Genomic DNA, 23,023 nt, shown 5'->3' with positions numbered 1-23,023 from the left:
AATTATCCTATTCTTGAATATATTATTTTCCCAACACGCTCTATATGCTCTTTTAACTCTTTATGATTTATATGTGTTACATCTACTACATCAAAAAAATAAGGCATGGGCCCCTTTTCTTCAAGGTTTGAATGAAGTTTAGAAACTATGTCAAAATTTATTTTTTCTCCATAGATAGCTATATCTATATCCGATCCCGGTTTATAATTTCCTTTTGCTCTTGATCCAAAGATTATTGCTTTTTCTATTTCAGGAAATTTTTCAATTGTTTTAATAATATACTCTAAATCAATTCTTTTTAACCCAAACTCCATATTTAATTCTCCAATTTATTCAGTAATTCTTTAATTATACCATAATACTTTTGTTTTATTAGTTGCTCCGCTTCCTTTGCTACGCCTTCATCATACGTATGTGCCATCAAATTTCTTTTTTCAAGTGCATCAATCCATGTATGACCATCTGTGACTAATTGTGTCTGAAATGCTGTTTGTATAGTTTGTCTAGGACTTTTGACCTCAAACCCCTCATTTTCCAAATAATCTTTCATGGTTTTCCATGCTAATTCAAATGTATATTCAAAGCACTGAATTAGTCCCTGAATTTCAAATTTATTAAGTTCGTCTTTTTCTATAAATTCTTCTAACTGCATTGCTGCTTTTTTATAATTACTAAATCTTTGTTTCCAAAGGATATCCTCATTCATGATCTAAATCTCCTTCCTTTAATCCTGTAATTCTTCATTATTTCTTTACTCTTTATTGTACTACAATAATTGCTATTTAACCATTATATATGAGCACATAAACACGGCTAACGCAAGAAAAGGTTTACGTCATTACCTGTCCATGCAATAAAAGCTTTTACAAATTAAACTGAATCTATACTAAATAGCCGTTGAATTTTATTAGTAATATTCAACGGCTAATTTAAAAAATAAATGGTCTTTTTCAGTGGTCTCCACATAACTAAGTCTTATGCAATAATTTACCGAAAGTAGACACGTTTTTGCACCTAAATACATATAAAAAAGACATGTATTAAAACTAACTTTAAAACATGTCTTCATCGACTTATTATTAAATTAACTACCCTAAGTTTTATAAATATTTTCATAACTTTATGCCTCTTCACTTCACTATATTCTTATAAAGTTCTTCTGTCATTTCTTTAATTAAGCCCCCTAATTCAACCTTATAAATCCATTCTTCTGGTATCGCTTGTACCCCTAATTTTGCTCCCATTATATTCCCACAAATAGCTCCTGTGCTATCACTATCTCCACTGTGATTTACTGCTAATTTTAATGCTTCTTTGAAATCTTCTGGATACGAAAGTGCACAATAAACAGCAATTGATAGTGCCTCCTCACCAATCCAACCTTCACCAAGCTTCGAAAGTTTATCTGAACTCGGATTTCCTTCCTTAGCTAAGAGTAAAGCTTTATTTAACGCATCTATAGTTTCTTCACTATATCCCATAGTTTTTAATATTTTTATTGCATTTATAATAGCCTGATCTATTGGTACATCTAAGCATAAATCTGAAATTATACTTGAGAGAGCTCCTGCTGTTAAATATCCTGTTGGATGTCCATGGGTGATTGCTGCTAATTCACAACCAAGAATAAAAGCATCTTTCTTTCTATGTACATAATATAATCCTGCTGGTGCTGCCCTCATTACACCTCCACAGCCCTTACTACCATTTATACGATTTTCAATTGTTCCAAATTTATCATTTTTGGACTTTTGCAGAGCTGTAAGACAGCTATTTCCTGGAAATCTTTGATCATATAACTCATTATACTTTAATAACCTTGAATCATTTTCATTCATCAAATAATTATACTCTTTTGAAATAGTACATCCTTGGGTATATAACCATCTCACATATGCGTGAAATATACTCTTCTGAATATTCTTCTCCTTTGCAAATCTACTTGTATATTCGTAATCCAATATACCGTCAATAGTAAATAGAGTCATTTGAGTATCATCGGAAATAAGCGCTTTCTTTGAGATTATATTTACATCTAAGTCTTCTATTCCACTTTTTCCATACTTATGATATATTTCATCTAACTTATAAAATTCTATTGGGTAACCTAGCGCATCACCCAGGGCGCCCCCAATTATACATCCAATGAATCGTTCTTTCATATTCATCATAATAATCTCCTTTTTAATACAATTATATCACTTATTACGTAATTATTATTAGATATATTTGACACATATAGAAAAAAAATTATATAATTATGATAACGAATACATTATTTATGATTCTAATCATATATTAAAATATATATCTTCGATTTAAAAAAAAAGGAGTTGATCATATATGTGCACTGCAGATGAAAAATTAATTTATGATTCTTATGTGGAAGGTGACTTTGCTACTGATAAATTAATTGAATTAGCTGAAAAGCATTCACAAATATTAGAATGTGAAATTTATAGAGGAATATTTTTACCAAATATTTTATTAAAAATCGGCAGCAACATAAACAAATATTATTCCACAAAAATTATGTCTTTTTCAAAAAGTTTAGATATAGCAAAAAAATTCTCACAAAGATTATATATTGAAGACCATATTTTTAATCGCCTAAAAAAAGATGGATATGACGTAGCGTATCATTATGCACCTAATGACAACTCTTTCTTCTCAAAAGTTATCATTAGACTTAAAAATCATAAATCTTTTGATTTATATGCTAATTACGAAAATAAAGTATATGAACGTGAGAAAGAAGTTCTAGTACTTACAGAACCACTTTATATTAAATCAATCACTCAAGAAGGTGATATTACCTTTATCGATTGTGTTAATGAGGCCGAATTCTCTAGAAATTATATGCTTAATTCACTTAATCAACTTGAACAAAATGTAATCGGATGATCCTTGGTATTTTCATAATACTTTACAGACTTTTCTTGTACTCTATGAATTAAGTGTTACTTAATTTAGACTTATGTGGTATTAACCGAAAGCGAAGATACTCTATTACTCGGTTGCAAGAAAAAATAACTATGGATTTCTACCAGTAAAAGTTGCACCAGTCGTGCTTGCTCCTTAGACAAGCTAATGACAAGCACAACTGGAACAACTTATACTGAAGAAATACCTATAGCTACTTTTTTCAATGCAACACTGCGTAAAAGAGTACCTTCGCTTTCTGGTATAGAAAATAAATCAAATTCACCATTTGGATATCTATCTATAGATAAACATATCTACAAATTTGTTAAAACTTTAAGTTGATATCTTCACTAGAAATTATAAACATTTTTATGGAGAAAACATTTAAAAATGAGCTGTTAAAGGTTCTTAGTTGTAGGTTGTTCCACTTTAGCTTGTCAAACTGAAAGTTGGAGCATGCTAAAGTGGATACAACCTGCAACTTAGAACCTTCATCGATATTTTTATAGTTTTTCGGAATAAAAATGTTTATAATTTCGGTAAGTTATCACATAAATTTAAATTGTATATTGTTTATCTATATATATCAACAATCATTCCTTGTATTTCATCTATTGTTGATGCAATATTTATGTTCAGTTTTTCTTCTGAAAGAAGTGAGTTTGTTAATTCTTCTAGCTTCGCATCAATAGTGTCAATAGTTATAAAATATTGAGTTTGCCAAAAGCTAATGTCTTTCTTAGTTTCATACATAAACTTTAATATTGATTCTAAATATTCTTTTATCATCTTTTTATACATAACCACATCAACATAAGTCTTTGTAGTTACTAATCTATTTCCTCTTTTTTTAATATCATCTATCATTTTATTGAGTTGTTCTTCTGATTTTTTGCGTCTTTCTTGGTTAAAACTTCCTGAGAAATCTTTCTTTTCAGAAACAATTTTTCTTTCAGATGTTACCGTACCTCTTCTTACTCTCCCAATCTCCATGCCAAACTCAATCCTTTCTTAACTCAAATACAAAAATGTATTATAGGTACCTGCATTTCCTATTATCTCATATGTAATTATTCATTTATATACTTAATCAATTATATCAAAGTTATGTCTTTTTCTCCACTTATATTTTAATCCTAAATGTAATGCGTATTCAGAATTTAAAATCCAATATTTTATAATATGTTCTTTCATATCCAACTTCATTTTTTCCACGTATATAATTTGGATAAAACTCTAATATATATATTGTACATACTAAATATTTGAATGGAGTGATAATATAAATGTGGCTTAATATGATCTCACAAGAAGTCTTAAAAGAATTAAACGTCGATCCGAATACAGGTCTCTCAGAATTAGAGGCTAAAAGCCGTCTTGAAAAGTATGGTGAGAACAAATTAACTTCTCAAAAGAAAAAGAGCATTTGGCAGCTTTTTTTATCTCAAATAAATGATGTTATGATCTATATACTTTTGGGAGCTGCCATTATTTCAACTTTTATGCATGAATATAGTGATGCTGTTGTAATATTACTTGTAATTTTAATAAACGCACTTATAGGCGTAGTCCAAGAATCAAAGGCAGAAAAATCCCTAGAAGCCTTGAAAAAATTATCTACTCCAAAGGCTATTGTAAAAAGAGATGGGATTATCAAAGAAATCCCTTCAGAGGAAGTAGTTGTGGGTGATATCATTATCCTAGACGCTGGCAGATACTTACCTGCAGATTTAAGATTAATTGAAAGTGCTAACTTAAAGATAGACGAATCTGCTTTTACTGGTGAATCTGTTCCCGCCGAGAAAGATAGCAATATTACTATTTCAAATGAAAATGTCCCTATTGGAGATATGTTTAATATGGCTTTTATGTCTACTTTAGTTACCTATGGCCGTGGAACTGGTGTTGTTGTAAATACAGGCATGAAGACTGAGATAGGCAAGATAGCCGATTTATTAAGTAAAGAAGAGGATAATACAACGCCTCTTCAACGAAGGCTAGCATCTCTTGGAAAATTCTTAGGTTTTGGTGCTGTCGGGATTTGTGTACTAATATTTATCATTTCTATGTTTCAAGGAAGAGACTGGTTTGAAATGCTATTGACTGCCATAAGTTTAGCTGTTGCAGCAATTCCAGAGGGGCTTCCAGCTATAGTAGCAATAGTTTTAGCAATGGGTGTTCAAAGGATGATAAAACAAAATTCCATCGTTAAGAAGCTTCCTGCAGTTGAAACCCTAGGTTCAGTTAATATAATATGTTCGGACAAAACTGGAACTCTAACCTTAAATATTATGACAATAAAAAAGTGCTGTATAAATAATAATCTTATTTCCATTGATGACTGTAAATTAGATGATGATGATACTAAATTACTGTTTGAAGGAATGATATTATGTAATGATGCTACTTCAAAAAACGGTACTAAAACAGGAGATCCTACTGAAATAGCTCTATTGGATGCTGGGATTAAATATGATTTATACAAAGAAGATTTGATTTCAAACCATTCAAGAATTGACGAGATTCCTTTTGATTCAGATAGAAAGTTAATGACTACAGTAAATAAATATGATTCGCATTTTAAAGTATTCACAAAAGGAGCAATTGATAATCTACTTAAAATTTCAACTAAGATACTATTAAATGGGAAAATAATTGATTTCACTCAAGAGAGAAAGGATGAAATACTTAACTTTTCAAATTTGATGTCTGATGAAGCTTTAAGAGTCCTTGGCTTAAGTTATAAAGACATACAAGATGAAAGTATAAGCATAAATGCCCTTGAAAAAGATCTGATTTTTGTAGGATTAATGGGTATGATAGACCCGCCAAGACAAGAAGTTAAACCATCAATTGCTCTATGCAAACAGGCTGGTATAACTCCGATAATGATAACGGGAGACCACAAAAATACTGCCTTTGCAATTGCTAGTGAACTTGGAATTGCTAATAACATAAATCAGTGTATGACCGGCGCTGAAATTGATACCTATAGCGATAATGAATTTAATGATTTAGTTAGTAATTATAAAGTTTTTGCCAGAGTTTCTCCCGAAAACAAAGTTAAAATTGTAAAAGCATTTAAGTCTCATGGAAACATTGTCTCAATGACTGGTGATGGTGTTAATGATGCGCCATCATTAAAAGCTGCCGATATAGGTGTTGCTATGGGTATTACAGGTACTGATGTAGCAAAAGGTGCTGCTGATATGATTTTAACGGATGATAACTTTACTACCATAGTAGCAGCTGTAGAAGAAGGTCGAAATATTTACACAAATATCAGAAAATCTATAATATTTTTATTATCTTGTAACTTAGGTGAAATAGTTACTTTATTTATAGCAATTTTATTTAATTTAGCTCCACCATTATTACCAATCCATATTTTATGGGTAAATTTAATAACAGACAGTTTTCCTGCGCTTTCTCTTGGAGTAGACCCAAAGGATTCAAGTGTCATGAAATATCCACCTAGAGACCCAAAAGAATCTCTTTTTGCTGAGCATATGGGATTATTCCTTGGAATAAATGGTATATTAATTGGTGGTGTAACTCTAGCTGCTTTTCTCCTTGGTGAAAGATTATATCCTGGTTCTTTAGTTCATGCTCAAACTTTAGCATTTGTAGTTTTAAGTTTCTCTCAATTATTCTTCTCACTTTCTATGAGAAATAGAGAAAGAACTCTTTTTAACATTGGAGTTTTCAAGAACAAATACTTATTATCTTCAATACTACTAGGTATCTGCATTCAATTATTAATTATCATTATTCCTTTCCTTGCTAATGTATTTAATGTATTTATTTTAAGCGCCAGAGACTGGGGATTAGTTATTTGTATATCATTATTGCCGTTTATCTTTAATGAATTATTTAAAGTTATAAAATACCGCTAGTAATTCTTACTAAATTCTTATGATATTATACTATTTTTCTTGCTATTTTTTATGAATTATATAAAAGTTTTTCTAAATGCTAAATTTTGTTGAAAACGAATAGCATTTATAGTAAAATTTAATTAATAAAAGGGATGTAGGAGGTAATAAACATGATAGTAAGATGTATAGATGCTAATTTGTGTTCGACATTAAGTTTAAATAAGGAGTATGTTGTTATAGAAGAGGCTTCTGAATATTATGTAATTCTTGATGACCAAAATGAAGAAACAACTTGTAGAAAATCAAGATTCGAAGTTGTTGAAGATGGCGGCTTAACTAAGAAAACAAAAGCTACAATAACAGAATTAAGTTATCAATTAGAAAATAACTTCAAAGATATCAAACAATTCACAATTAGAAAGAATTCAAAAGGCGAAATCAAAGAAATATCTGTAAAATTCAAATATAATTAAGAACTTAGATTTATAACATAACCAACCGAAAGGGAGAGTACTCTGTTGTTTCGGTTACTAAGAGAATATGTTGCGGATTTCTATCAGTAGAAGTTGCACCATGTACGCATGCTCCCAATATTCATTGTGACAAGCGCACATGGAACAACTTCTACTGAAGAAATGCCTGCAACATATTCTCTAATGTAACACTGCACAAAAGAGTACTCTCCCTTTCTAGAGTGGTATATATTTCCTTATATAAGTTGATTCTCTAAACTCTTTATTATTGAATTTTACCCTAGACAGCCCATTCCTAAATTAGGTTCAGAAAATACTTGCTAAGAGTTTAGCTCTCACCGAAGAGTCCTATATAAACTAATCACTAGTTCAATTTTTACTTTGAAATATATACTACATCAGAAAGAGAAGGTGCTCTTTTACGCAGTGTTTCATTGAGAATTTGGCTGTAAAAACCGAGTAACAGAGCACCTTCTCTTTCGGTTAGTTATTGCATAATTCTAAATTTCAGTCTGTTTATCTATATATACTAAACTAATATATTTACGTTGTATTCTTCTAGCCAGATATTTACTTGCACTAAATAAGCTAGTAACTGAGGTCCTGTCATTAGTTGACCATACCATGGAGCTTTATATGAATCTCCCTTTGTATCAATAACTTCCCTAACAACTTTTTCATCGATAATATCATGGATCGGAGAAGATTTTTTATCTAATATATCAGTTATCATTTTACATACTATATCTGTATAGACTGGATTATGGGTCTTAGGATATGGGCTCTTTTTTCTATAAATAATATCATTTGGTAACATTCCTTCAAACGCTGCTCTTAATAATCCCTTTTCTCTTCCCTTATATAATTTTATATCTGCTGGCAAATTAAAAGCATAATCTACTAATCTGATATCAGCAAATGGAACTCTTGCTTCTAGACCATTATACATACTAACCCTGTCTTTCCTAGTAAGAAGCTGTACCATAAACCATTTTAAGTTTAGATAAGATACTTCCCTCATTCTATAATCCCTCTTACTTTCACCATCTATATGAGGGACTTTACTTAATGATTTTTGATATTGAGCTTTAACCAATTCCTCTAATGGCATATTCTTCAGACTCTTATTAACTATAGCCTTTCTATCATTAACAAATCTTGACCATGGAAAAGTATCTAAATAAAACATTTCATCTCTTGTGAACCAAGGATATCCACCAAAAATTTCGTCAGCACACTCTCCAGTTAGTCCAACTACAAAATCCTTACGTATTTCTTTGCAAAATAAAAGCATAGACGAATCTATATCTGCCATGCCAGGTAGATCTCTTGAAATAACCGCATCTTTCAAAGCTAATGCTAAATCTGTATGATTTAAAACTACGTTTCTGTGATTACTATCAATAAATTTTGACATTTCTTGAGCCCAATATTCATCTGATGTAGGTTGGAATAATGAAGGCTTAAAATACTTTTCATTATCTTCATAATTAATAGAATAAGTGGTAAGTTTCTTGCCTTTCTTTCTAAATTCCTCTGCTGCTATTACAGAAATAATTGACGAGTCTAATCCACCAGATAAAAATGTACAAAGTGGTACATCTCCAACCAATTGCCTTTTTACTGCATCTATTAACAATTCTCTTGCATGAACAATCGCTTCCTCTGGAGTTTCTTTGCATTCCCTCGCCTCAACTGTCCAGTATTCCCATGTTTTAATTTCTCCATCACCTGAAATCAGTAGACAATTTGCTGGTGCAACTTCTTTTATATTTTTAAACACTCCACTTCCTGGTATTGTAGCTGGTCCAAGTCCAAAAATTTCTGTTAAGCCTTCTATATCAACTTCTCTTTTAATTCTTGGATTCGCAAAAATAGTTTTTATTTCTGAACCAAATACTAAAGTATTGTTATGCACAGTATAGAATAAAGGTTTAACCCCCATTTGATCTCTTGCTAAAAATACTTCTCTTTTATCTTCATCAAAAACTCCAAAAGCAAAAATCCCTATTAATTTGTTAACACAATCTTTCCCCCAATAGATATATGATGTAAGTAATACCTCAGTATCTGAATAAGAATCAAATGTAAATCCTTGACTTTTTAATTCTTTTCTTAAATCCTCAGTATTATATAATTCTCCATTATATACCAATGTATATTTTTTTCCCTGAAATACTTTTGTCATTGGTTGCAATCCACCTTTAGGATCTACTACAATTAATCTTCTATGCCCCAGTAGAACATTAGGAGAAATATAATATCCTTTAGCATCTGGACCTCTCTTTTCTAATGTCTTTATCATATTATTTAATATATCTTTATCTTGTACTATATTCTCTTTAAAATTAACTAATCCAGCAATACCGCACATTCATTTCACCTTCTAATAGTTTTTATATTACTAAAATATGCACATATTGAAAAAGTGCGTCAGCACAATTGAGAACTTTTCACATATTAAAAAAGTGCGATAGCACAATTAAGATCTTTTCACATATTGAAAAAGTACGCACCTTTGAAAAGAGCGCGAAGCGCAATTAAATTCATTCCACCTATGAAAAGAGCGCTAAGCGCAACCAAGATCATTTTGACTTCAAAATAGACGCTAGCACAATTAGGAAATTATTAATCTCAACAAGAAACTTCTCACATATTAAAAAGCACTACACTTAATTTTTTTAATATTCGAGCCTATAATTCCTTTTTTATAATACATCACTTACATAAATTATATGATTTCCCCTCTAACTATATCTTCCATAGTTAAAAGAATAAACTATGAATACTATTTTATATATATCACATACTAGATATGTAATATTTCATTATAGAGAGAAGGTAAGATAATTTGAATGTCACAAACAACTTCCAACAAAATATTGATTTAATTCATGCTAATTTATCAATAGATAAAACTTACGATATTACCGAAAGAAAATTAAAAATAGGCGGACGAGATGCTGTATTATATTTCGTGAATGGTTTCGTCAAAGATCAGATTATGGAGGATATATTAAAATCATTCTTTAAAGTTTCCCCTGAAACTATGAATTCTTATCCTACAATTGAAGATTTTATGAATAATGAAATTCACCACATATCTGTTGAAAAACAGAATGATTTAAACAAAATTATAGATACACTATTAACTGGCCAAACAATACTTTATTTAAGCGGTTATGATGCTTTTATACTTTTAGATTTACGTACTTACCCTGGAAAAGATACATCTGATCCTGAAAAGGAAAAAACTTTAAGGGGTGGAAGAGAAGCATTTGCCGAGAAATTGGTATTTAATACGGCTTTAGTTAGAAGAAGAATTAGAGATCCAAAATTAGTTTTTGAAATGCATTCAGTTGGCAGTGTATCTAAAACAAACGTCTGCTTAGCTTATATTGATGGTGTTGCAGACGAGAAATTACACAAGCAAATAGTTGATAGTTTATCAAACATAAACATAAAAGCCTTAACTCTTGCCGATCAAAGTCTAGTTGATGTTATAAGCAAGAAAAATTGGCTTAATCCATTTCCAAAAGTAAGATTTACAGAGAGACCTGATGTAGCTGCTGCTCACATAGTTGAAGGTAAAATTATTGTGTTTGTAGATAATTCTCCAAATATAATAATGCTTCCAACTGGAATCTTTGATTTTTTACAAGACGTAAATGATTATTATTTTCCTCTGTTTACTGGAAACTATTTAAGGTTCGTTAGAAATTTAGTACTACTAGCAACAATATTGATGACACCTATTTATTTGCTTATTGTAAACGGAAATATTCCTATACCAAGTTATTTTGATTTTATAAAGCCTCAGGATGAATTTGCTTTACCCCTATTGCTGCAATTTATTCTTTTGGAATTTGCTGTAGACGTTCTAAAACTAGCTGGTTTAAATACACCCAGCCCACTTGGAAGTGCAATGTCTTTAATCGGAGGTTTAATTCTTGGTGAATATGCAATAAAAACTGGTTGGTTTATTCCTCAATCTATTTTATACATGTCCATAGTAACCATTGGAGATTTTACTCAGCCAAGCATTGAAATGAATTTTGCTCTGAAATTTGCAAGAATGCTTTTATTGTTGCTTGCAGGTATCTTTAAGTTCTGGGGATTTGTATTTGGAATTATATTTATTGTCGCAGTTATGGCAAGCACTAAAACAATAGCTGGTGAAAAATACTTCTATCCTTTAATACCGTTCAATTGGAAAAAACTTAAGAACTTATTATTTAGAACAAGGATATCAAACGACGTTCAATAAAATATATAATACAGTAATTCTATATAAAAACTTATTTTTTCTGGAATTATATTGACAATTATCAATTAAGATAATATTATATTTACTAATATGAAGACGTCTTTAATAATAAATATTAAAATAGGCTGGGTAATACAATACCCAGCCTATTTTAATATTTATTATTATTTTAGTTTCTAAAATAACATATGACACTATCAATATTTCAATTTATTATTATAGATTTATAAAAGTCTAGTTCCTTCTTTATCTTGTGTAATTAGTTTTTCTTTCATTAATCCACCCAATGTCATCTTGAAGTAATTTTTACTTGTATTAAATTCTTTCTTTATATCTTCTGGAGCAGATTTATCATTATATGGCATAAATCCTCCATTTTCTTTCAAATATTTAAGTATTGTTTCGCTCAATTCACTTCTTGCTTCTAATCTTCTCTTTCTTGTTGTTATCCCAATAGTTCCATCTTCATAAATTCTCTTAACTCTTGCTTTTATTTGTTGTCCTGGATAGATAAAATCAAAATGCTCAGTTGCTAGAATTAGTCCTCTATATTCCCCATCTACTGCTACATTTAAAGTCCCATTTTCATTAGTTTCATAAACTATTACATCCACTTCATCTGAAACTTTATATTTTCCTTCCTCAGCTAAATCTAGATATGGATGTATTCTAGTCGTTGCTGCTAATCTATCAGTCTTATCTACATACATGTAAAACAAGTATTTCTTACCTTCTTTAAGTTTATAACCTTGTTCCTTTAATGGTACAAACAAATCCCTCTCAAGGCCAAAATTTACGAATGCTCCAATATTATTTTGACTTACAACCTCTAAATAACCTATTTGTCCCACTGTTAATAATGGCTTTTTTAAAGTTGAAATTAATCTGTCTTTTGAATCTCTATAAATAAATACTTCTAAATTATCGCCTTCTTTTATTTCATTACCTTTTGCTGCACTATTTGGCAGTAAAACTTCATCTCCAAAATTATCCTCAAGATAATATCCAAAATCTACTTTCTTACTTACTTTTAGTTTATTGTATTCTCCAATTGTTATCATATAGTTATTCCTCCATCAATTTTAACGAATTTCATTTAAATTCCTTACTTATCTCTACATAATGTAAGGCTGATTCTCTAATTTTTTCTATTTCTTCCTCTGATAATTTTCTTATTACTTTTGCAGGATTACCAAGAATTAAAACTCCATCTTCAAATTCCTTATTTTGAGTAACTAAACTCCCTGCACCTATAATAGTATTATTACCAATTTTAGCGCCATTTAAAATTATTGCTCCCATTCCAACTAGCACATTATTTTTAAGACTGCATCCATGTATTATTGCACCATGACCTATAGTGCACCCATCCCCAATAACTACATTATTTCCATGATCAACATGTACTACACAGTTTTCTTGAATATTTGTATTTTCTCCTATAGTTATAGGTTCATCATCACCTCTAAGGACTGCACCAAACCATATATTAGTATTCCTTTTAAGAGTTACATCTCCAATAACTACTGCTGTTTCCGCAATATATAACTCATTATCCAAGTTCGGCTTTTTACTCTTAAAATTTTTAATCATTAATTCTCACCTCACTAAATCTAAAGTTATTTTATCATTAGTTTCAGGTTATTGTCATTATTTTAATTGCTTATCTAATAATATATATTATAAATAATTTTTAGAGGTAATGATATTGGGTAAAAGAAAGTCACCTAAAAACAACTTTAATATAGATGATCTCCATTTCTACTATGGTATCCCTCATGCTCACAGTGGCTTTTCAACTGGACGTGGCACACCTATTGAGGCATTTGATTACGCAAGGCATAATGGGCTTGATTTTTTAATTTTAACTGATCATAATAATTATTTGACAAAAACTATTCATATAAAAAACACCGAATTAAGCAAATGGGATACAGCTAAATATATAGCTGCACGCTATAATAAAAAACACGAAAATTTTTTAGCGTTAATAGGCTTTGAAAGTAAAACCGAGCCTTACGGAGATATAAACATAATAAACTCAAACAGATTTTTTACAGGTTCAGTAAACAATCTGCAATTATTAGTTCTCTGGATGCTTAATAATCCCAATGCATTTATTTCAATTAATCACCCACATAAATCTATAGAATATCTTGAGTATAATCCAATTTTAAATAAATTAATTACATCAATAGAAGTTGGAAATGGTTCCTCTCCTAATAAGTATCAAAGATATGAAAAATATTATTACTACCTACTCGATAAGAAATGGAAATTAGGCGCTATAAATGGTCAAGATAATCATAGATTAAATTTCGGTGATGATGAAAACTTAACCTGCATAATTACCGATGAACTCACAAATACTTCACTAATAGATGCGTTTAGAAATCGCCGCACATTCTCTACCGAATCCAGGACCCTAACCATGTACTTTACGATAAATAATGATTTCATGGGCGATGTTCTATCTTTAAATGATACTAATCTACAGTTTTCAATTTTTGCTCATGACCCATCTCATAAAATATCCGAAATTGATATTTTATCTTCTGGTGGAGTTGTAGTAAAAAAAATAACCGACTTAAATCTTAATAAAGTTAAATATTTATATAATCATGAAGCTCCTGAAAATGAATTATGGTATGTAGTCAAAATTGTATTAGATAATGGTAAAATCGCAATAAGTTCCCCTATCTTTAGAAACTAGACTATGTTGATATCCACAGTGAAACTTATAGTTATAGGTATAGCAAGCCGAAAGAAAAGGTACTCAGTTGTTCCAGTTTCTAGATAATATTATTGTGGATTTCTACCAGCAGAAGTTGTACCCATTTCTGCATGTTCCTTAGACAAGCTAATGACAAGCAAAAATGGAACAACTTCTGCTGAAGAAATACCTACAATAATATTATCAACGAAACATTCCACAACAGAGTTCCTTTTCTTTCTGGCGTGGAATATGCTTTAAATCATAGGTAAATAACACGTAACTTAGACTTATGTACATACTCACCGAGATTAAATACATGTTTATTCCATAGGACCATCAAGATAAGCTGAAAGGTTCTAAATATCTGGTTGCACCATTTCTGCATGCTCCCACTTTCATTGTGACAAGCAGTATATGGCACAACCAGCCATTAAGAGCTTAATCAGCCTATTTTCAAATGCCTATTTCATATTATGACCCTTGAGGTTACAAACATGTACCCAATTTCTAGTTGGAGCAAACTTTAAGTCCTCATTGTGGAACCCTCTATAGATAAAGCAATTATTAATTTGATTTATGCTTTGAAATATATACCACCACAGAAAGAGATGGTGCTCTTTTACGCAGTGTTTCATTGAGAAATTGGCTGTGAGATTTCTTCAGTAAAAGTTGTTCCAGTTGTGCTTGTCATTTGCTTGCCAAAGGAGCATGCATAACTGGGTACAACTTCTACTGTTAAGTGAGAGTCCAAATCTTGTATTTGGTTACTCGAACTTACTCAGCGAACGAATGTGAGTCGAGTTTCATCTTTCCACAGCCAATTTCTCTAGAAACCGAGTAACAGAGCACCATCTCTTTCGGCGCGTGATCACATAACTCTAAGTTACATATTTGTTATCTATACTTTGCATAACTTTGAGATTATTTATTTTTCTTTACTCTATTTGGTTTCGCCTTTGGTTTTATAACTATTTGTTTACCTTTGTTCTTAGGTCCTCTTGTTTGCGTAATATGCATAAACCATAAGAAAAATAGTACTGTGACAATTGATAATCCGCTTGTAAGATATATATTGGTCTTGTCTACAAACATCTGAATTATAAATAATGCTATTGCTATTGATAATGGAATCCACTTATTTATATGTACTCTACTAAATATATATTTTCTACATATTAAAAAAGCTGCTCCTATAATAAGTAACGTTACTAAAAATATTAAAATCGTCATCAAAATGTTCATCTACTTAAATCTCCTCCTCCAAAAAAGTCTATATAGTTAATGATAATTTATCTACAAATTATTATCAAGCATTCCTTTTATATCATTTTAAATATAAAATTTTTTATTTCCATGAAATAGTAGCAAATTTTACGAAAATATTAATAAAATAAAAGTATTTTATTAATTTTATAGTTTTTTCTTTAAATTTGCGTATAAATTTGATAAAATAAAAAAAGTACATTAATGAATATTATGAGGTGATAACATGACTTTAATTTCTAATACCCATTTAGATGAATTAGATTTACAAATACTTGACTTACTAATTAAAGATTGCAGGACCCCTTACTTAGAAATTGCTAGAATATGTCACGTTAGTGGAGGAACTATCCATGTAAGAATGAAAAAGATGGAAGACATGGGAATAATAAAAGGATCTAGAATAATATTAGATCTTCCTAAGCTAGGATATGATGTATGCTGTTTTGTTGGAATATATGTTGATAAAACTTCTTCTTTTAGTGCTGTATTTGATAAAATGTCGACTATAAAAGAAGTTGTAGAATTACACTTAACTACTGGTAACTACTCGATGTTTGCTAAGATTGTGTGTACTAATATTACAGACTTACAAGATGTATTGCTTAATAAAATAAATAATATTGATGGTATTCAAAGAACTGATACTTTTGTATCCTTATCTCAACCTATAGATAGAAATATATCTTTATAAAGTGAAACTTTTCAGGTGGAGTTTTATACTCCACCTGAATTTAGTTGAACTTATCCAGGAGCTAGCATCCGTAACACTCCCACTTGAAGAAGAGGGAGTGTTACGGATGCTAGCTATCGGATAAAATTTTCTTAAATATAGCATAAAAACACATTTTCTAATACATACTATGTTTATATTATAATAAGGAGTGTGTTTTTATGAAAACATTAAATACAATTTCACTTATACTAGTAATTATTGGTGGTATAAATTGGGGCTTAGTTGGTCTCTTTGAATTTAACATAGTTAGTGTTCTATTTGGAACATTTTCAGCAATGACCAGAGTTATTTACTGTTTAATTGGAATTGCTAGTCTATTCTCTATTTCTCTTTTACTTAGAGATAGATCTACTTCAACTAGATAAAATATCTTTATAAATATTTAGAATATTTATATTTAAAATATTCTCTGACAAAATAAGAGAATATTTTTTATTTTGTATAATAAATTATCTAAATATTATTATTAGCATGAATTTTGGATTAAAAATGTGTATTAGTTTGTAACAAAATTTACAATTAATTCTTTAAGATCTAGTAAGAAATTTTTAATGTAAAATTAATATTCTCTGACTACCTTTTGATATATAATAAAATAAACTTCGTTACTCAAATATTTAATAGGAGGTTGGTTTTTATTTGCGCACGATATTAAATCTAAATTTATATAATTTAATATATTTCTTTACACTCTATTCTCTCGCTGGATGGTGCCTTGAGGTTGTATATTATTTTAAAAATGAACGTAGATTTGTTAATAGAGGCTTTCTACATGGTCCATTTTGCCCGATATACGGCTTTGGCGTCTTATTTCTTGTAATATTCCTTGACAGCTATAAAAATAATGTATTTATACTATTCTTACTAGCTTCTTTTTTCACATCAGTTTTAGAATATATTACGGGATTTATATTAGAAAAGACCTTTAAAACCAAATGGTGGGACTATACCGATGATCCATTTAATTTACATGGTAGAATCTGCTTACTTTACTCGTTGCTTTGGGGCGTAGGCGAAGTTGCAATAATTAAAGTAGTTCATCCACTCGTTAATGATTTAATTGTAAATATACCAAAAACATTAGGTGAAATATTTATTTCTGCTATTATAATTTATTTTATAATCGATTTTTGTTTAACTATAATTTCACTTATACAATTTGATAAAATGTCCTATGCATTTCAGTTTGTACCTGTTAATTTTTTGACTGATAAACCTAGCATGTTATTTAGTTTTACAAAGGAAAAGGCTGCTGACAAATTTAGAACCTTTGAATCCTTATTGGGGAAGTTTAAATTCACCATTAATAAAAATAATTCTAGGTATAGCATCTCAAATCGTTCATATAAACAATTAAATAGTATATTTAAATCCATAAAAGATAAATTTAAAAAGGATTAAGGGTGCAAAACCACCTTAATCCTTTTTTATATTATTTAATATTAAGTACTTATTTATTAATTTTTCTTATTTCATCAAATAATTCAATAGCAGCATTTCTTGGGCCTTCTTTTTCTTGTCCTTTTACACCTAAACATGTTCTAATTTGTCCAACCTTAACTTGTCCACTTTCAAACATTTTATCAAAATACTTTTCTATAAGAATATTAGTTTCTTCCTGCTTTTGAGCTGGTCCAAATGGATTAGCAAAGAAGGATTCTACTAGTCCTTTTTCAGTAGTTGTTCCTTTAGCCATTCTAGCGCCTGCCTTAAATACCTTTATAGCATCCTCAGGCGTTTCAAAGTAATTTAAATACTTTTCACCATCTTTCACACTATCATAATTATTAGCATAGAAGAAGAAATCTACAGCATGCCCTTTCATTATTTCTTTATATGATGCAACAGGCACAACAAGTCTCGCATTAACTTTATCAGGGTTCATAAATATGCTTCTATCCATTTCTTTAAATGCATATCCTTGATCCAAATCATCTAGTCTGACAAATGCGCCTATTTCAGTTCCATATCCTATAATTTTATCATCCTCCATTTTAAACGTACCCATATCATCAAAGATAATAGTCATGTCTGAGATATAGTCCTCACTTAATCCTCTAAAGGCTTCTAAACTTTCAGATTTTCCTGCACCACTATCTCCCATAATAACAACATTTGCTTCATCGCCACTTTTTAATACGATGTTTACCATCGATCCATGTATTGGTAGGAATCCTCTCTTTATCATGAGTAAATTATACAAAGTTAACGTCATCTTCTTTATATAGCCAAAATAATCAATCTTTTCAGAATGATTTACATAACCAAGCATTATATCATTTTCAGCATCATCGAAAAATACGGTTTTTAGTTCTTCATCATCATCTTTTGCGCCAAATACATAGATTATATCTGGTTTTCTGCCTCTAGTTTCTTCACTTCTTGCCATTTCAAACAAATTACATAAAGTTATTCCATGTTCCATAAAATCTCTATGGAAGTATATAAACGTTAGTAATCCTCCTATCTTAGCTGGATAACAGAACCAGTGTTCTTTATTTATTTGAGCGTATTTTAGAGGATTGTATTTAATTTCACTAAACATTCCATCTCTTGTGTTCTTTTTAGGATAAGTAATAAAAGGTGTTTCTAGAAGAATATGATCTATAAATGGAACTTCTTCTAATAACTCATAGCCATTTGGTCTTACCCATTCCATTTCATGAATCATTATACAAGCATTTCCCCCTGCCGGTATTTGTCTATAAACTTTTGGTTGATATCCTACAACGTGAATTTCAATTTTTCTATACAATTTTAAAATAAGCGTAGAAAAATTAGCATTTGCTTCAGTAAAACTCACCGCTGCAAGACCTTCTTGAACTTTATATCTATGAACTATAGTATATCTTTCAAGTCTTCTCCAAAATAGATAAAGGTCTTCTATAAATGCTATAAACTTATCTCTATCTTCTAACAATTTAGCATAAGAAGTACTTATTTCTACTATTTCTTCTACAGTCATAAGAGTTAAATATTTAATTATCTGAGTTAAATCTCTTCTTATATCAATTAGACTATCTGTATCTAATGTATTATTAAAATACCTATACGATAATGAATTTTTCTTTTTTGACCTTCTTAAATAAACTTCTAAAATTCGTCTAAATCCATCACTTTCTAGTACTGATTCAAAAGTATTACAATACTTCGCCGTGAAGTTTATCATTACTTTGTCATTACTCATTGAAAATTCTTTTTTCATTTTTCTCCCCCTTTTGAATGCTTGCTAGTTTGAATATTGCATTTTTCTTTTAAAATTCCGCACATTAAAATAATTATACCATACTTTTTGCAATATTCAATTATAGTATTTTTCATTTTACACACATTTAAAACTTCATGGATATATTTTTTCATAAGAATTTATATGCAATTTTCCTTTAAACCCCAAAATACATTTTAATCCTTATTATACTAATATAAGCAAGCAGCTTATATTTTATGAATTTTATATTAATCTATAGAGTATTCGTTCGTACTTTTGTTTTTTTTATCATAAAATATTTTATTTCCATTTAATTCAAATAGTGATAAAATATTATATAAAAAATTCATTAAGAGGTAGCAGTTAATTTTATGAATAAGATATTTATTGTCAAGAAAAAATATATATCCATATTTTTATTTATGATAATCATTTCACTTTACTTAATAAGTTGCAGTTCTTTATATAAAAATTCTAATTACATTAAGCCTGATCCAAATCAAATGATTGTGCACTTCATTGATATTGGCCAAGGAGATTCAATTCTTATTCAGGTTAACAATAAAAATATGTTAATCGATGCAGGTCCTAAATCTGATAAAAATGAACTTTTAAATTATTTGTCTAAACTAAATATAGAGAAGTTAGATTATGTAATTGCAACTCATCCCCATGAAGACCATATTGGAAACATGTCCGACATCATAGATAGCTATAACGTTCTAAAATTTTATGCTCCAAAAGTTCAAAGCACAACAAAGACATTCGAAAAAATGATTGACTCTTTAAAACGTAAAGGTCTAAAAATCAACGTAATTAGAAAGGATACTGATTCTATTGACTTAGGTAAAAATACTAATGTAAGAGTATTTTCTCCTATAGATGATTCTTATGAAAATCTAAATAATTACTCATCAGTTATTAGAATTCAATATGGCAGTACCTACTTTTTATTCACTGGAGACGCCGAAAAAGATGTGGAAGAAAAGATACTCGATAACAACGAAAATATTAGTTCTGATGTATTAAAGGTTGGTCATCATGGATCATCTACATCAACTTCAAAAGCTTTTTTAAATAAGATTAATCCATCAATAGGGGTTATTTCCGTGGGTAAAGATAATACGTATAATCATCCAAATAATGAAACAATTAAGAGCTTAAAAGAGAATAAGGTAACTATATATAGAACCGATAAAGACGGAACAGTAATATTATCTTCTGACGGAACTAAAATAAGCAAAAAATAAAAATAAACCTATCTTTTCTCAATAATTTGAAATGATAGGTTTATTTTATTAATTTAAAATCTATATTAAGCTTTCTTCTTTTAATCCTCATCCGATTCTTCTTCACTTATATTATACTCATCTAATTCTTCCAAACCATCTAAATTATCAACATTTTCTTCTAAAATATTATCTTCGGTAATATTTTCAAAAATATATTTCTTCCAATTTACATATATATAATATAAATTTATAACATCTTGCTCATTATATAGAAGAATCTTTTCTATCTTCTCCTCTGGCATCCTTTTAAAATAACTTCTATCTTTCATAACTTTGTGAAAGGTCTTGGCTAAGTTTGAACCACTAATAACCTCTCCCTCTCTTACTATATCAAAAACCTTTTCTAATTTTTTTAACCCTATTGATAATTTTTTATATTTTTCATACTCTTTTTGAATATCAATGGAATCAAATTCCTCTTCGAAATTGTAGTATATACCATTCTCTTTAAAAAGATAATTAATAACAGTAAAATCATTATTACCTGAAAAAGTGATTATTGCCTTTTTTCCTTTTTGTTTCATTCTCATAAAATAGTCTTTTGCAAGATATAGAATATTTGTTGCCTCATCTCGATCTTCAATCATATATTGAGTTACTAGGATGTTGTTATTCTTTTTATCATATTCACACGCTCCAAATACCCCAATACATTTTGGTTTTTTATAAACATAGTGTTCAAGATCGAAGAAAATAATATCTTCAGGATTATATTCCTTATCTTGAGACTTCAGCATAAATTCATCTATATATTCTTCTACCTTCATCTTGTTTTCACGAATAATCACAGTACCACTCTTTCCTATAAGAATTGTATATCCTCAATGTCTAAATTATATATTACATCCTTTCTTTCAACAACAACATTAATATTTTTAATTAGCTCCCTGTCCTTTAATACTTTTTGCAAAAGTTCTTTTGTTGGATTCATACAATAAGGATGTTTTACATTTTTAAACATAGTATAATCTCCTGCTGTATCACCATAAGCATAACTTTCATTCAAATCTATATCATATTTTTTAACAAAATCATTTATAGCCTTTGCTTTACTCTTACTATCCCACATTGGTATTACTTCACCTGTATACATATTATTACTATCTGTAATATATTGTGCACCAATAAAATCTGTAAAGCCATATTTCTTAGCCATTTCACCAACTAATTCTGAAGGCGATCCAGATATTATAATCAAAGTATGATTGTTAGCTAAGTGCCACTTTATTCTATCTCTCGTAAAAGTATATACCCTATCGCCTTTTTGTTCTACAACTTTTTTAGCTATATACTTCATTTGGTATTTTTCTAGTCCTTTAATAGATTCAATATATATATCTATCATCTTTAAAAGATAACTATCATAGTCACCTTGCCTCTTATCCCATTTCATAAAATGAGGTCTTAGATCATTATACCATCTATCTGAGCCTATAATCTCATACTTTACCATTTTCTTAAATACTTCTGTTATTAGTCCTTCTCTATATAAAGTACCATCTAAATCGAAAAAAGCACCTATTGTTGACACTATCCCACATCCTTTTTACTTATTTTAATTATACTTTATTTTTTTAATTCAGAAAAGTATAGATAAGCTATAAAACTAATTTTATAAACTTAAAGTAATATATTACAACATCTTTTTAAATTATTAAAACACTATCAAAAATACTTACTTATTGATAGTGTTTTTAAAATCCTCTAGGCTTATTCTATAAAAGTTGAAATTTCATCTATGCTCTTTCTTACTTTTTTTCTTATATCATAATTTTCCGGATATCCTATTGCCACCACTAACCGTATTCTTTTTAATTTACTAATATTTAAAAGCTTTTTAAGTTCTTTTTCATTAAACCATCCTAAAATACATGTTCCAAGATTCTGTTCTGTTGCTGCTAAGCAAATATGCTCGGTTGCTATTCCAAGATCAACCGACCTATAATCCTGCTGTTTCATTAACGCGCCTGCTCTAGATGTTAAATTTCCACTTTCCTCTATTACAATAATAAACGCCGGACATTCACTAGTAAATTTATTCATTATTTTATCCTGTAAGCATTCGGCAACTTTGGGAGCCAACTCACTATTATTCACAACAACAAAGTGCCATGGCTGGCTATTACATGCTGAAGGTGCCATTCTCGCAGCATCAATACATTTAACTAATTTTTCTTTCTCAACTAGCTTACTTAAATATTTTCTACAACTTTGACGTTTATTTATTAACTCAAAAAATTCTTCCATAGTATTATTCCTCAACCT

Annotated in this window: 23 protein-coding genes; 10 read left to right on the top strand and 13 right to left on the bottom strand. The window is 29.5% G+C overall.

Translation table 11 applies throughout. The annotated features are described in order from the left end of the window. Window positions 1-2: 2 nt before the first annotated feature. From CLCHR_RS04385 to CLCHR_RS04375, 3 genes are all read right to left on the bottom strand, one after another. Entirely contained in the window at window positions 3-314 is a 312-nt protein-coding gene (locus CLCHR_RS04385; protein ID WP_079438476.1) for a nucleotidyltransferase domain-containing protein, read from the bottom strand. 2 nt (window positions 315-316) lie between these two features. Continuing rightward, window positions 317-706, bottom strand: coding sequence for a nucleotidyltransferase substrate binding protein (locus CLCHR_RS04380; protein ID WP_079438475.1), 390 nt, complete (start codon window positions 704-706; stop codon window positions 317-319). A gap of 424 nt (window positions 707-1,130) precedes the next feature. Continuing rightward, window positions 1,131-2,171 carry an ADP-ribosylglycohydrolase family protein gene (locus CLCHR_RS04375; RefSeq protein WP_242965987.1) on the bottom strand — a complete coding sequence of 347 codons (1,041 nt, stop codon included), beginning with the start codon at window positions 2,169-2,171 and terminating at the stop codon, window positions 1,131-1,133. Between the two features lie 172 nt (window positions 2,172-2,343). Here CLCHR_RS04375 and CLCHR_RS25075 point away from each other — a divergent pair, with 172 nt between their 5' ends. Together CLCHR_RS25075 and CLCHR_RS24690 are read left to right on the top strand one after the other, a co-directional pair. Then, a complete protein-coding gene (locus tag CLCHR_RS25075) occupies window positions 2,344-2,904 on the top strand; it encodes a hypothetical protein (protein WP_182629320.1) in 561 nt (186 codons plus the stop codon). Window positions 2,905-3,090: 186 nt separating this feature from the next. Next, window positions 3,091-3,267 carry a hypothetical protein gene (locus tag CLCHR_RS24690; RefSeq protein WP_169896761.1) on the top strand — a complete coding sequence of 59 codons (177 nt, stop codon included), beginning with the start codon at window positions 3,091-3,093 and terminating at the stop codon, window positions 3,265-3,267. A 231-nt stretch (window positions 3,268-3,498) separates the two neighbouring features. Here CLCHR_RS24690 and CLCHR_RS04365 read toward each other — a convergent pair whose 3' ends face one another. Further along, the gene (locus tag CLCHR_RS04365; protein WP_079438473.1) at window positions 3,499-3,918 is read right to left on the bottom strand and encodes a YaaR family protein; all 420 of its coding nucleotides are present in this window, start codon (window positions 3,916-3,918) and stop codon (window positions 3,499-3,501) included. 293 nt (window positions 3,919-4,211) lie between these two features. Between CLCHR_RS04365 and CLCHR_RS04360 the strand changes: the two genes are divergently transcribed. Together CLCHR_RS04360 and CLCHR_RS04355 are read left to right on the top strand one after the other, a co-directional pair. Further along, window positions 4,212-6,821, top strand: coding sequence for a calcium-translocating P-type ATPase, PMCA-type (locus CLCHR_RS04360; protein ID WP_079438472.1), 2,610 nt, complete (start codon window positions 4,212-4,214; stop codon window positions 6,819-6,821). A gap of 152 nt (window positions 6,822-6,973) precedes the next feature. Continuing rightward, a complete protein-coding gene (locus CLCHR_RS04355) occupies window positions 6,974-7,276 on the top strand; it encodes a hypothetical protein (RefSeq protein ID WP_079438471.1) in 303 nt (100 codons plus the stop codon). Between the two features lie 529 nt (window positions 7,277-7,805). Here the strand turns inward: CLCHR_RS04355 and asnB are convergent. Then, entirely contained in the window at window positions 7,806-9,650 is a 1,845-nt protein-coding gene (gene asnB / locus CLCHR_RS04350; RefSeq protein WP_079438470.1) for an asparagine synthase (glutamine-hydrolyzing), read from the bottom strand. 477 nt (window positions 9,651-10,127) lie between these two features. Here asnB and CLCHR_RS04345 point away from each other — a divergent pair, with 477 nt between their 5' ends. Beyond that, on the top strand, window positions 10,128-11,543 hold the full coding sequence (locus CLCHR_RS04345) for a spore germination protein (RefSeq protein ID WP_079438469.1): 1,416 nt from the start codon (window positions 10,128-10,130) through the stop codon (window positions 11,541-11,543). 224 nt (window positions 11,544-11,767) lie between these two features. Here the strand turns inward: CLCHR_RS04345 and CLCHR_RS04340 are convergent, their stop codons facing one another. Together CLCHR_RS04340 and CLCHR_RS04335 are read right to left on the bottom strand one after the other, a co-directional pair. Then, entirely contained in the window at window positions 11,768-12,604 is an 837-nt protein-coding gene (locus tag CLCHR_RS04340) for a CvfB family protein (RefSeq protein ID WP_079438468.1), read from the bottom strand. A 31-nt stretch (window positions 12,605-12,635) separates the two neighbouring features. Then, window positions 12,636-13,136, bottom strand: coding sequence for a gamma carbonic anhydrase family protein (locus tag CLCHR_RS04335; RefSeq protein WP_079438467.1), 501 nt, complete (start codon window positions 13,134-13,136; stop codon window positions 12,636-12,638). Window positions 13,137-13,251: 115 nt separating this feature from the next. On the opposite strand from CLCHR_RS04335, the gene CLCHR_RS04330 reads away from it, so the two are divergent. Next, window positions 13,252-14,256 (top strand): CehA/McbA family metallohydrolase, encoded by a 1,005-nt coding sequence (locus CLCHR_RS04330; protein ID WP_079438466.1) that lies wholly within the window; start codon window positions 13,252-13,254, stop codon window positions 14,254-14,256. 89 nt (window positions 14,257-14,345) lie between these two features. Here CLCHR_RS04330 and CLCHR_RS25410 read toward each other — a convergent pair whose 3' ends face one another. Both CLCHR_RS25410 and CLCHR_RS04325 read right to left on the bottom strand, forming a co-directional pair. Further along, window positions 14,346-14,477: a hypothetical protein gene (locus tag CLCHR_RS25410; protein ID WP_278336982.1), complete on the bottom strand. Its 132-nt coding sequence runs from the start codon at window positions 14,475-14,477 to the stop codon at window positions 14,346-14,348. A 703-nt stretch (window positions 14,478-15,180) separates the two neighbouring features. Next, the gene (locus CLCHR_RS04325) at window positions 15,181-15,501 is read right to left on the bottom strand and encodes a hypothetical protein (RefSeq protein ID WP_079438465.1); all 321 of its coding nucleotides are present in this window, start codon (window positions 15,499-15,501) and stop codon (window positions 15,181-15,183) included. Window positions 15,502-15,748: 247 nt separating this feature from the next. On the opposite strand from CLCHR_RS04325, the gene CLCHR_RS04320 reads away from it, so the two are divergent. The 3 genes from CLCHR_RS04320 (at window position 15,749) to CLCHR_RS04310 (ending at window position 17,659) form a co-directional block, all read left to right on the top strand. Beyond that, window positions 15,749-16,216, top strand: coding sequence for an Lrp/AsnC ligand binding domain-containing protein (locus tag CLCHR_RS04320; protein WP_079438464.1), 468 nt, complete (start codon window positions 15,749-15,751; stop codon window positions 16,214-16,216). Between the two features lie 200 nt (window positions 16,217-16,416). Further along, window positions 16,417-16,623 carry a DUF378 domain-containing protein gene (locus CLCHR_RS04315; RefSeq protein WP_079438463.1) on the top strand — a complete coding sequence of 69 codons (207 nt, stop codon included), beginning with the start codon at window positions 16,417-16,419 and terminating at the stop codon, window positions 16,621-16,623. A gap of 274 nt (window positions 16,624-16,897) precedes the next feature. Further along, complete coding sequence (locus tag CLCHR_RS04310; RefSeq protein ID WP_079438462.1) at window positions 16,898-17,659, top strand: putative ABC transporter permease; 762 nt, start codon at window positions 16,898-16,900, stop codon at window positions 17,657-17,659. Between the two features lie 49 nt (window positions 17,660-17,708). On the opposite strand, the gene CLCHR_RS04305 is transcribed toward CLCHR_RS04310, so the two are convergent. After that, complete coding sequence (locus CLCHR_RS04305; protein WP_079438461.1) at window positions 17,709-19,463, bottom strand: phosphoenolpyruvate carboxykinase (ATP); 1,755 nt, start codon at window positions 19,461-19,463, stop codon at window positions 17,709-17,711. A 374-nt stretch (window positions 19,464-19,837) separates the two neighbouring features. Between CLCHR_RS04305 and CLCHR_RS04300 the strand changes: the two genes are divergently transcribed. Beyond that, window positions 19,838-20,716, top strand: coding sequence for a ComEC/Rec2 family competence protein (locus tag CLCHR_RS04300; protein WP_079438460.1), 879 nt, complete (start codon window positions 19,838-19,840; stop codon window positions 20,714-20,716). An 80-nt stretch (window positions 20,717-20,796) separates the two neighbouring features. On the opposite strand, the gene CLCHR_RS04295 is transcribed toward CLCHR_RS04300, so the two are convergent. The 3 genes from CLCHR_RS04295 to CLCHR_RS04285 form a co-directional block, all read right to left on the bottom strand. Beyond that, window positions 20,797-21,546, bottom strand: coding sequence for a ribonuclease H-like domain-containing protein (locus CLCHR_RS04295; RefSeq protein ID WP_079438459.1), 750 nt, complete (start codon window positions 21,544-21,546; stop codon window positions 20,797-20,799). A gap of 14 nt (window positions 21,547-21,560) precedes the next feature. After that, on the bottom strand, window positions 21,561-22,289 hold the full coding sequence (locus tag CLCHR_RS04290; protein ID WP_079438458.1) for an HAD-IB family hydrolase: 729 nt from the start codon (window positions 22,287-22,289) through the stop codon (window positions 21,561-21,563). A 179-nt stretch (window positions 22,290-22,468) separates the two neighbouring features. Continuing rightward, window positions 22,469-23,005 carry a nitroreductase family protein gene (locus CLCHR_RS04285; protein WP_079438457.1) on the bottom strand — a complete coding sequence of 179 codons (537 nt, stop codon included), beginning with the start codon at window positions 23,003-23,005 and terminating at the stop codon, window positions 22,469-22,471. Window positions 23,006-23,023: the final 18 nt, after the last annotated feature.

The organism is Clostridium chromiireducens (assembly GCF_002029255.1).
GTDB lineage: Bacteria > Bacillota > Clostridia > Clostridiales > Clostridiaceae > Clostridium > Clostridium chromiireducens.
This window is presented reverse-complemented; position numbering and strand designations above follow the sequence as displayed.

Excerpts from the sequence above, each read along its gene's own strand:
- CLCHR_RS04385 (WP_079438476.1), bottom strand. The coding sequence starts at position 314 with ATGGAGTTTGGGTTAAAAAGAATTGATTTAGAGTATATTATTAAAACA.
- CLCHR_RS04380 (WP_079438475.1), bottom strand. The coding sequence starts at position 706 with ATGAATGAGGATATCCTTTGGAAACAAAGATTTAGTAATTATAAAAAA.
- CLCHR_RS04375 (WP_242965987.1), bottom strand. The coding sequence starts at position 2,171 with ATGATGAATATGAAAGAACGATTCATTGGATGTATAATTGGGGGCGCC.
- CLCHR_RS25075 (WP_182629320.1), top strand. The coding sequence starts at position 2,344 with ATGTGCACTGCAGATGAAAAATTAATTTATGATTCTTATGTGGAAGGT.
- CLCHR_RS24690 (WP_169896761.1), top strand. The coding sequence starts at position 3,091 with ATGACAAGCACAACTGGAACAACTTATACTGAAGAAATACCTATAGCT.
- CLCHR_RS04365 (WP_079438473.1), bottom strand. The coding sequence starts at position 3,918 with ATGGAGATTGGGAGAGTAAGAAGAGGTACGGTAACATCTGAAAGAAAA.
- CLCHR_RS04360 (WP_079438472.1), top strand. The coding sequence starts at position 4,212 with ATGTGGCTTAATATGATCTCACAAGAAGTCTTAAAAGAATTAAACGTC.
- CLCHR_RS04355 (WP_079438471.1), top strand. The coding sequence starts at position 6,974 with ATGATAGTAAGATGTATAGATGCTAATTTGTGTTCGACATTAAGTTTA.
- asnB (WP_079438470.1), bottom strand. The coding sequence starts at position 9,650 with ATGTGCGGTATTGCTGGATTAGTTAATTTTAAAGAGAATATAGTACAA.
- CLCHR_RS04340 (WP_079438468.1), bottom strand. The coding sequence starts at position 12,604 with ATGATAACAATTGGAGAATACAATAAACTAAAAGTAAGTAAGAAAGTA.
- CLCHR_RS04335 (WP_079438467.1), bottom strand. The coding sequence starts at position 13,136 with ATGATTAAAAATTTTAAGAGTAAAAAGCCGAACTTGGATAATGAGTTA.
- CLCHR_RS04325 (WP_079438465.1), bottom strand. The coding sequence starts at position 15,501 with ATGAACATTTTGATGACGATTTTAATATTTTTAGTAACGTTACTTATT.
- CLCHR_RS04320 (WP_079438464.1), top strand. The coding sequence starts at position 15,749 with ATGACTTTAATTTCTAATACCCATTTAGATGAATTAGATTTACAAATA.
- CLCHR_RS04315 (WP_079438463.1), top strand. The coding sequence starts at position 16,417 with ATGAAAACATTAAATACAATTTCACTTATACTAGTAATTATTGGTGGT.
- CLCHR_RS04305 (WP_079438461.1), bottom strand. The coding sequence starts at position 19,463 with ATGAAAAAAGAATTTTCAATGAGTAATGACAAAGTAATGATAAACTTC.
- CLCHR_RS04300 (WP_079438460.1), top strand. The coding sequence starts at position 19,838 with ATGAATAAGATATTTATTGTCAAGAAAAAATATATATCCATATTTTTA.
- CLCHR_RS04285 (WP_079438457.1), bottom strand. The coding sequence starts at position 23,005 with ATGGAAGAATTTTTTGAGTTAATAAATAAACGTCAAAGTTGTAGAAAA.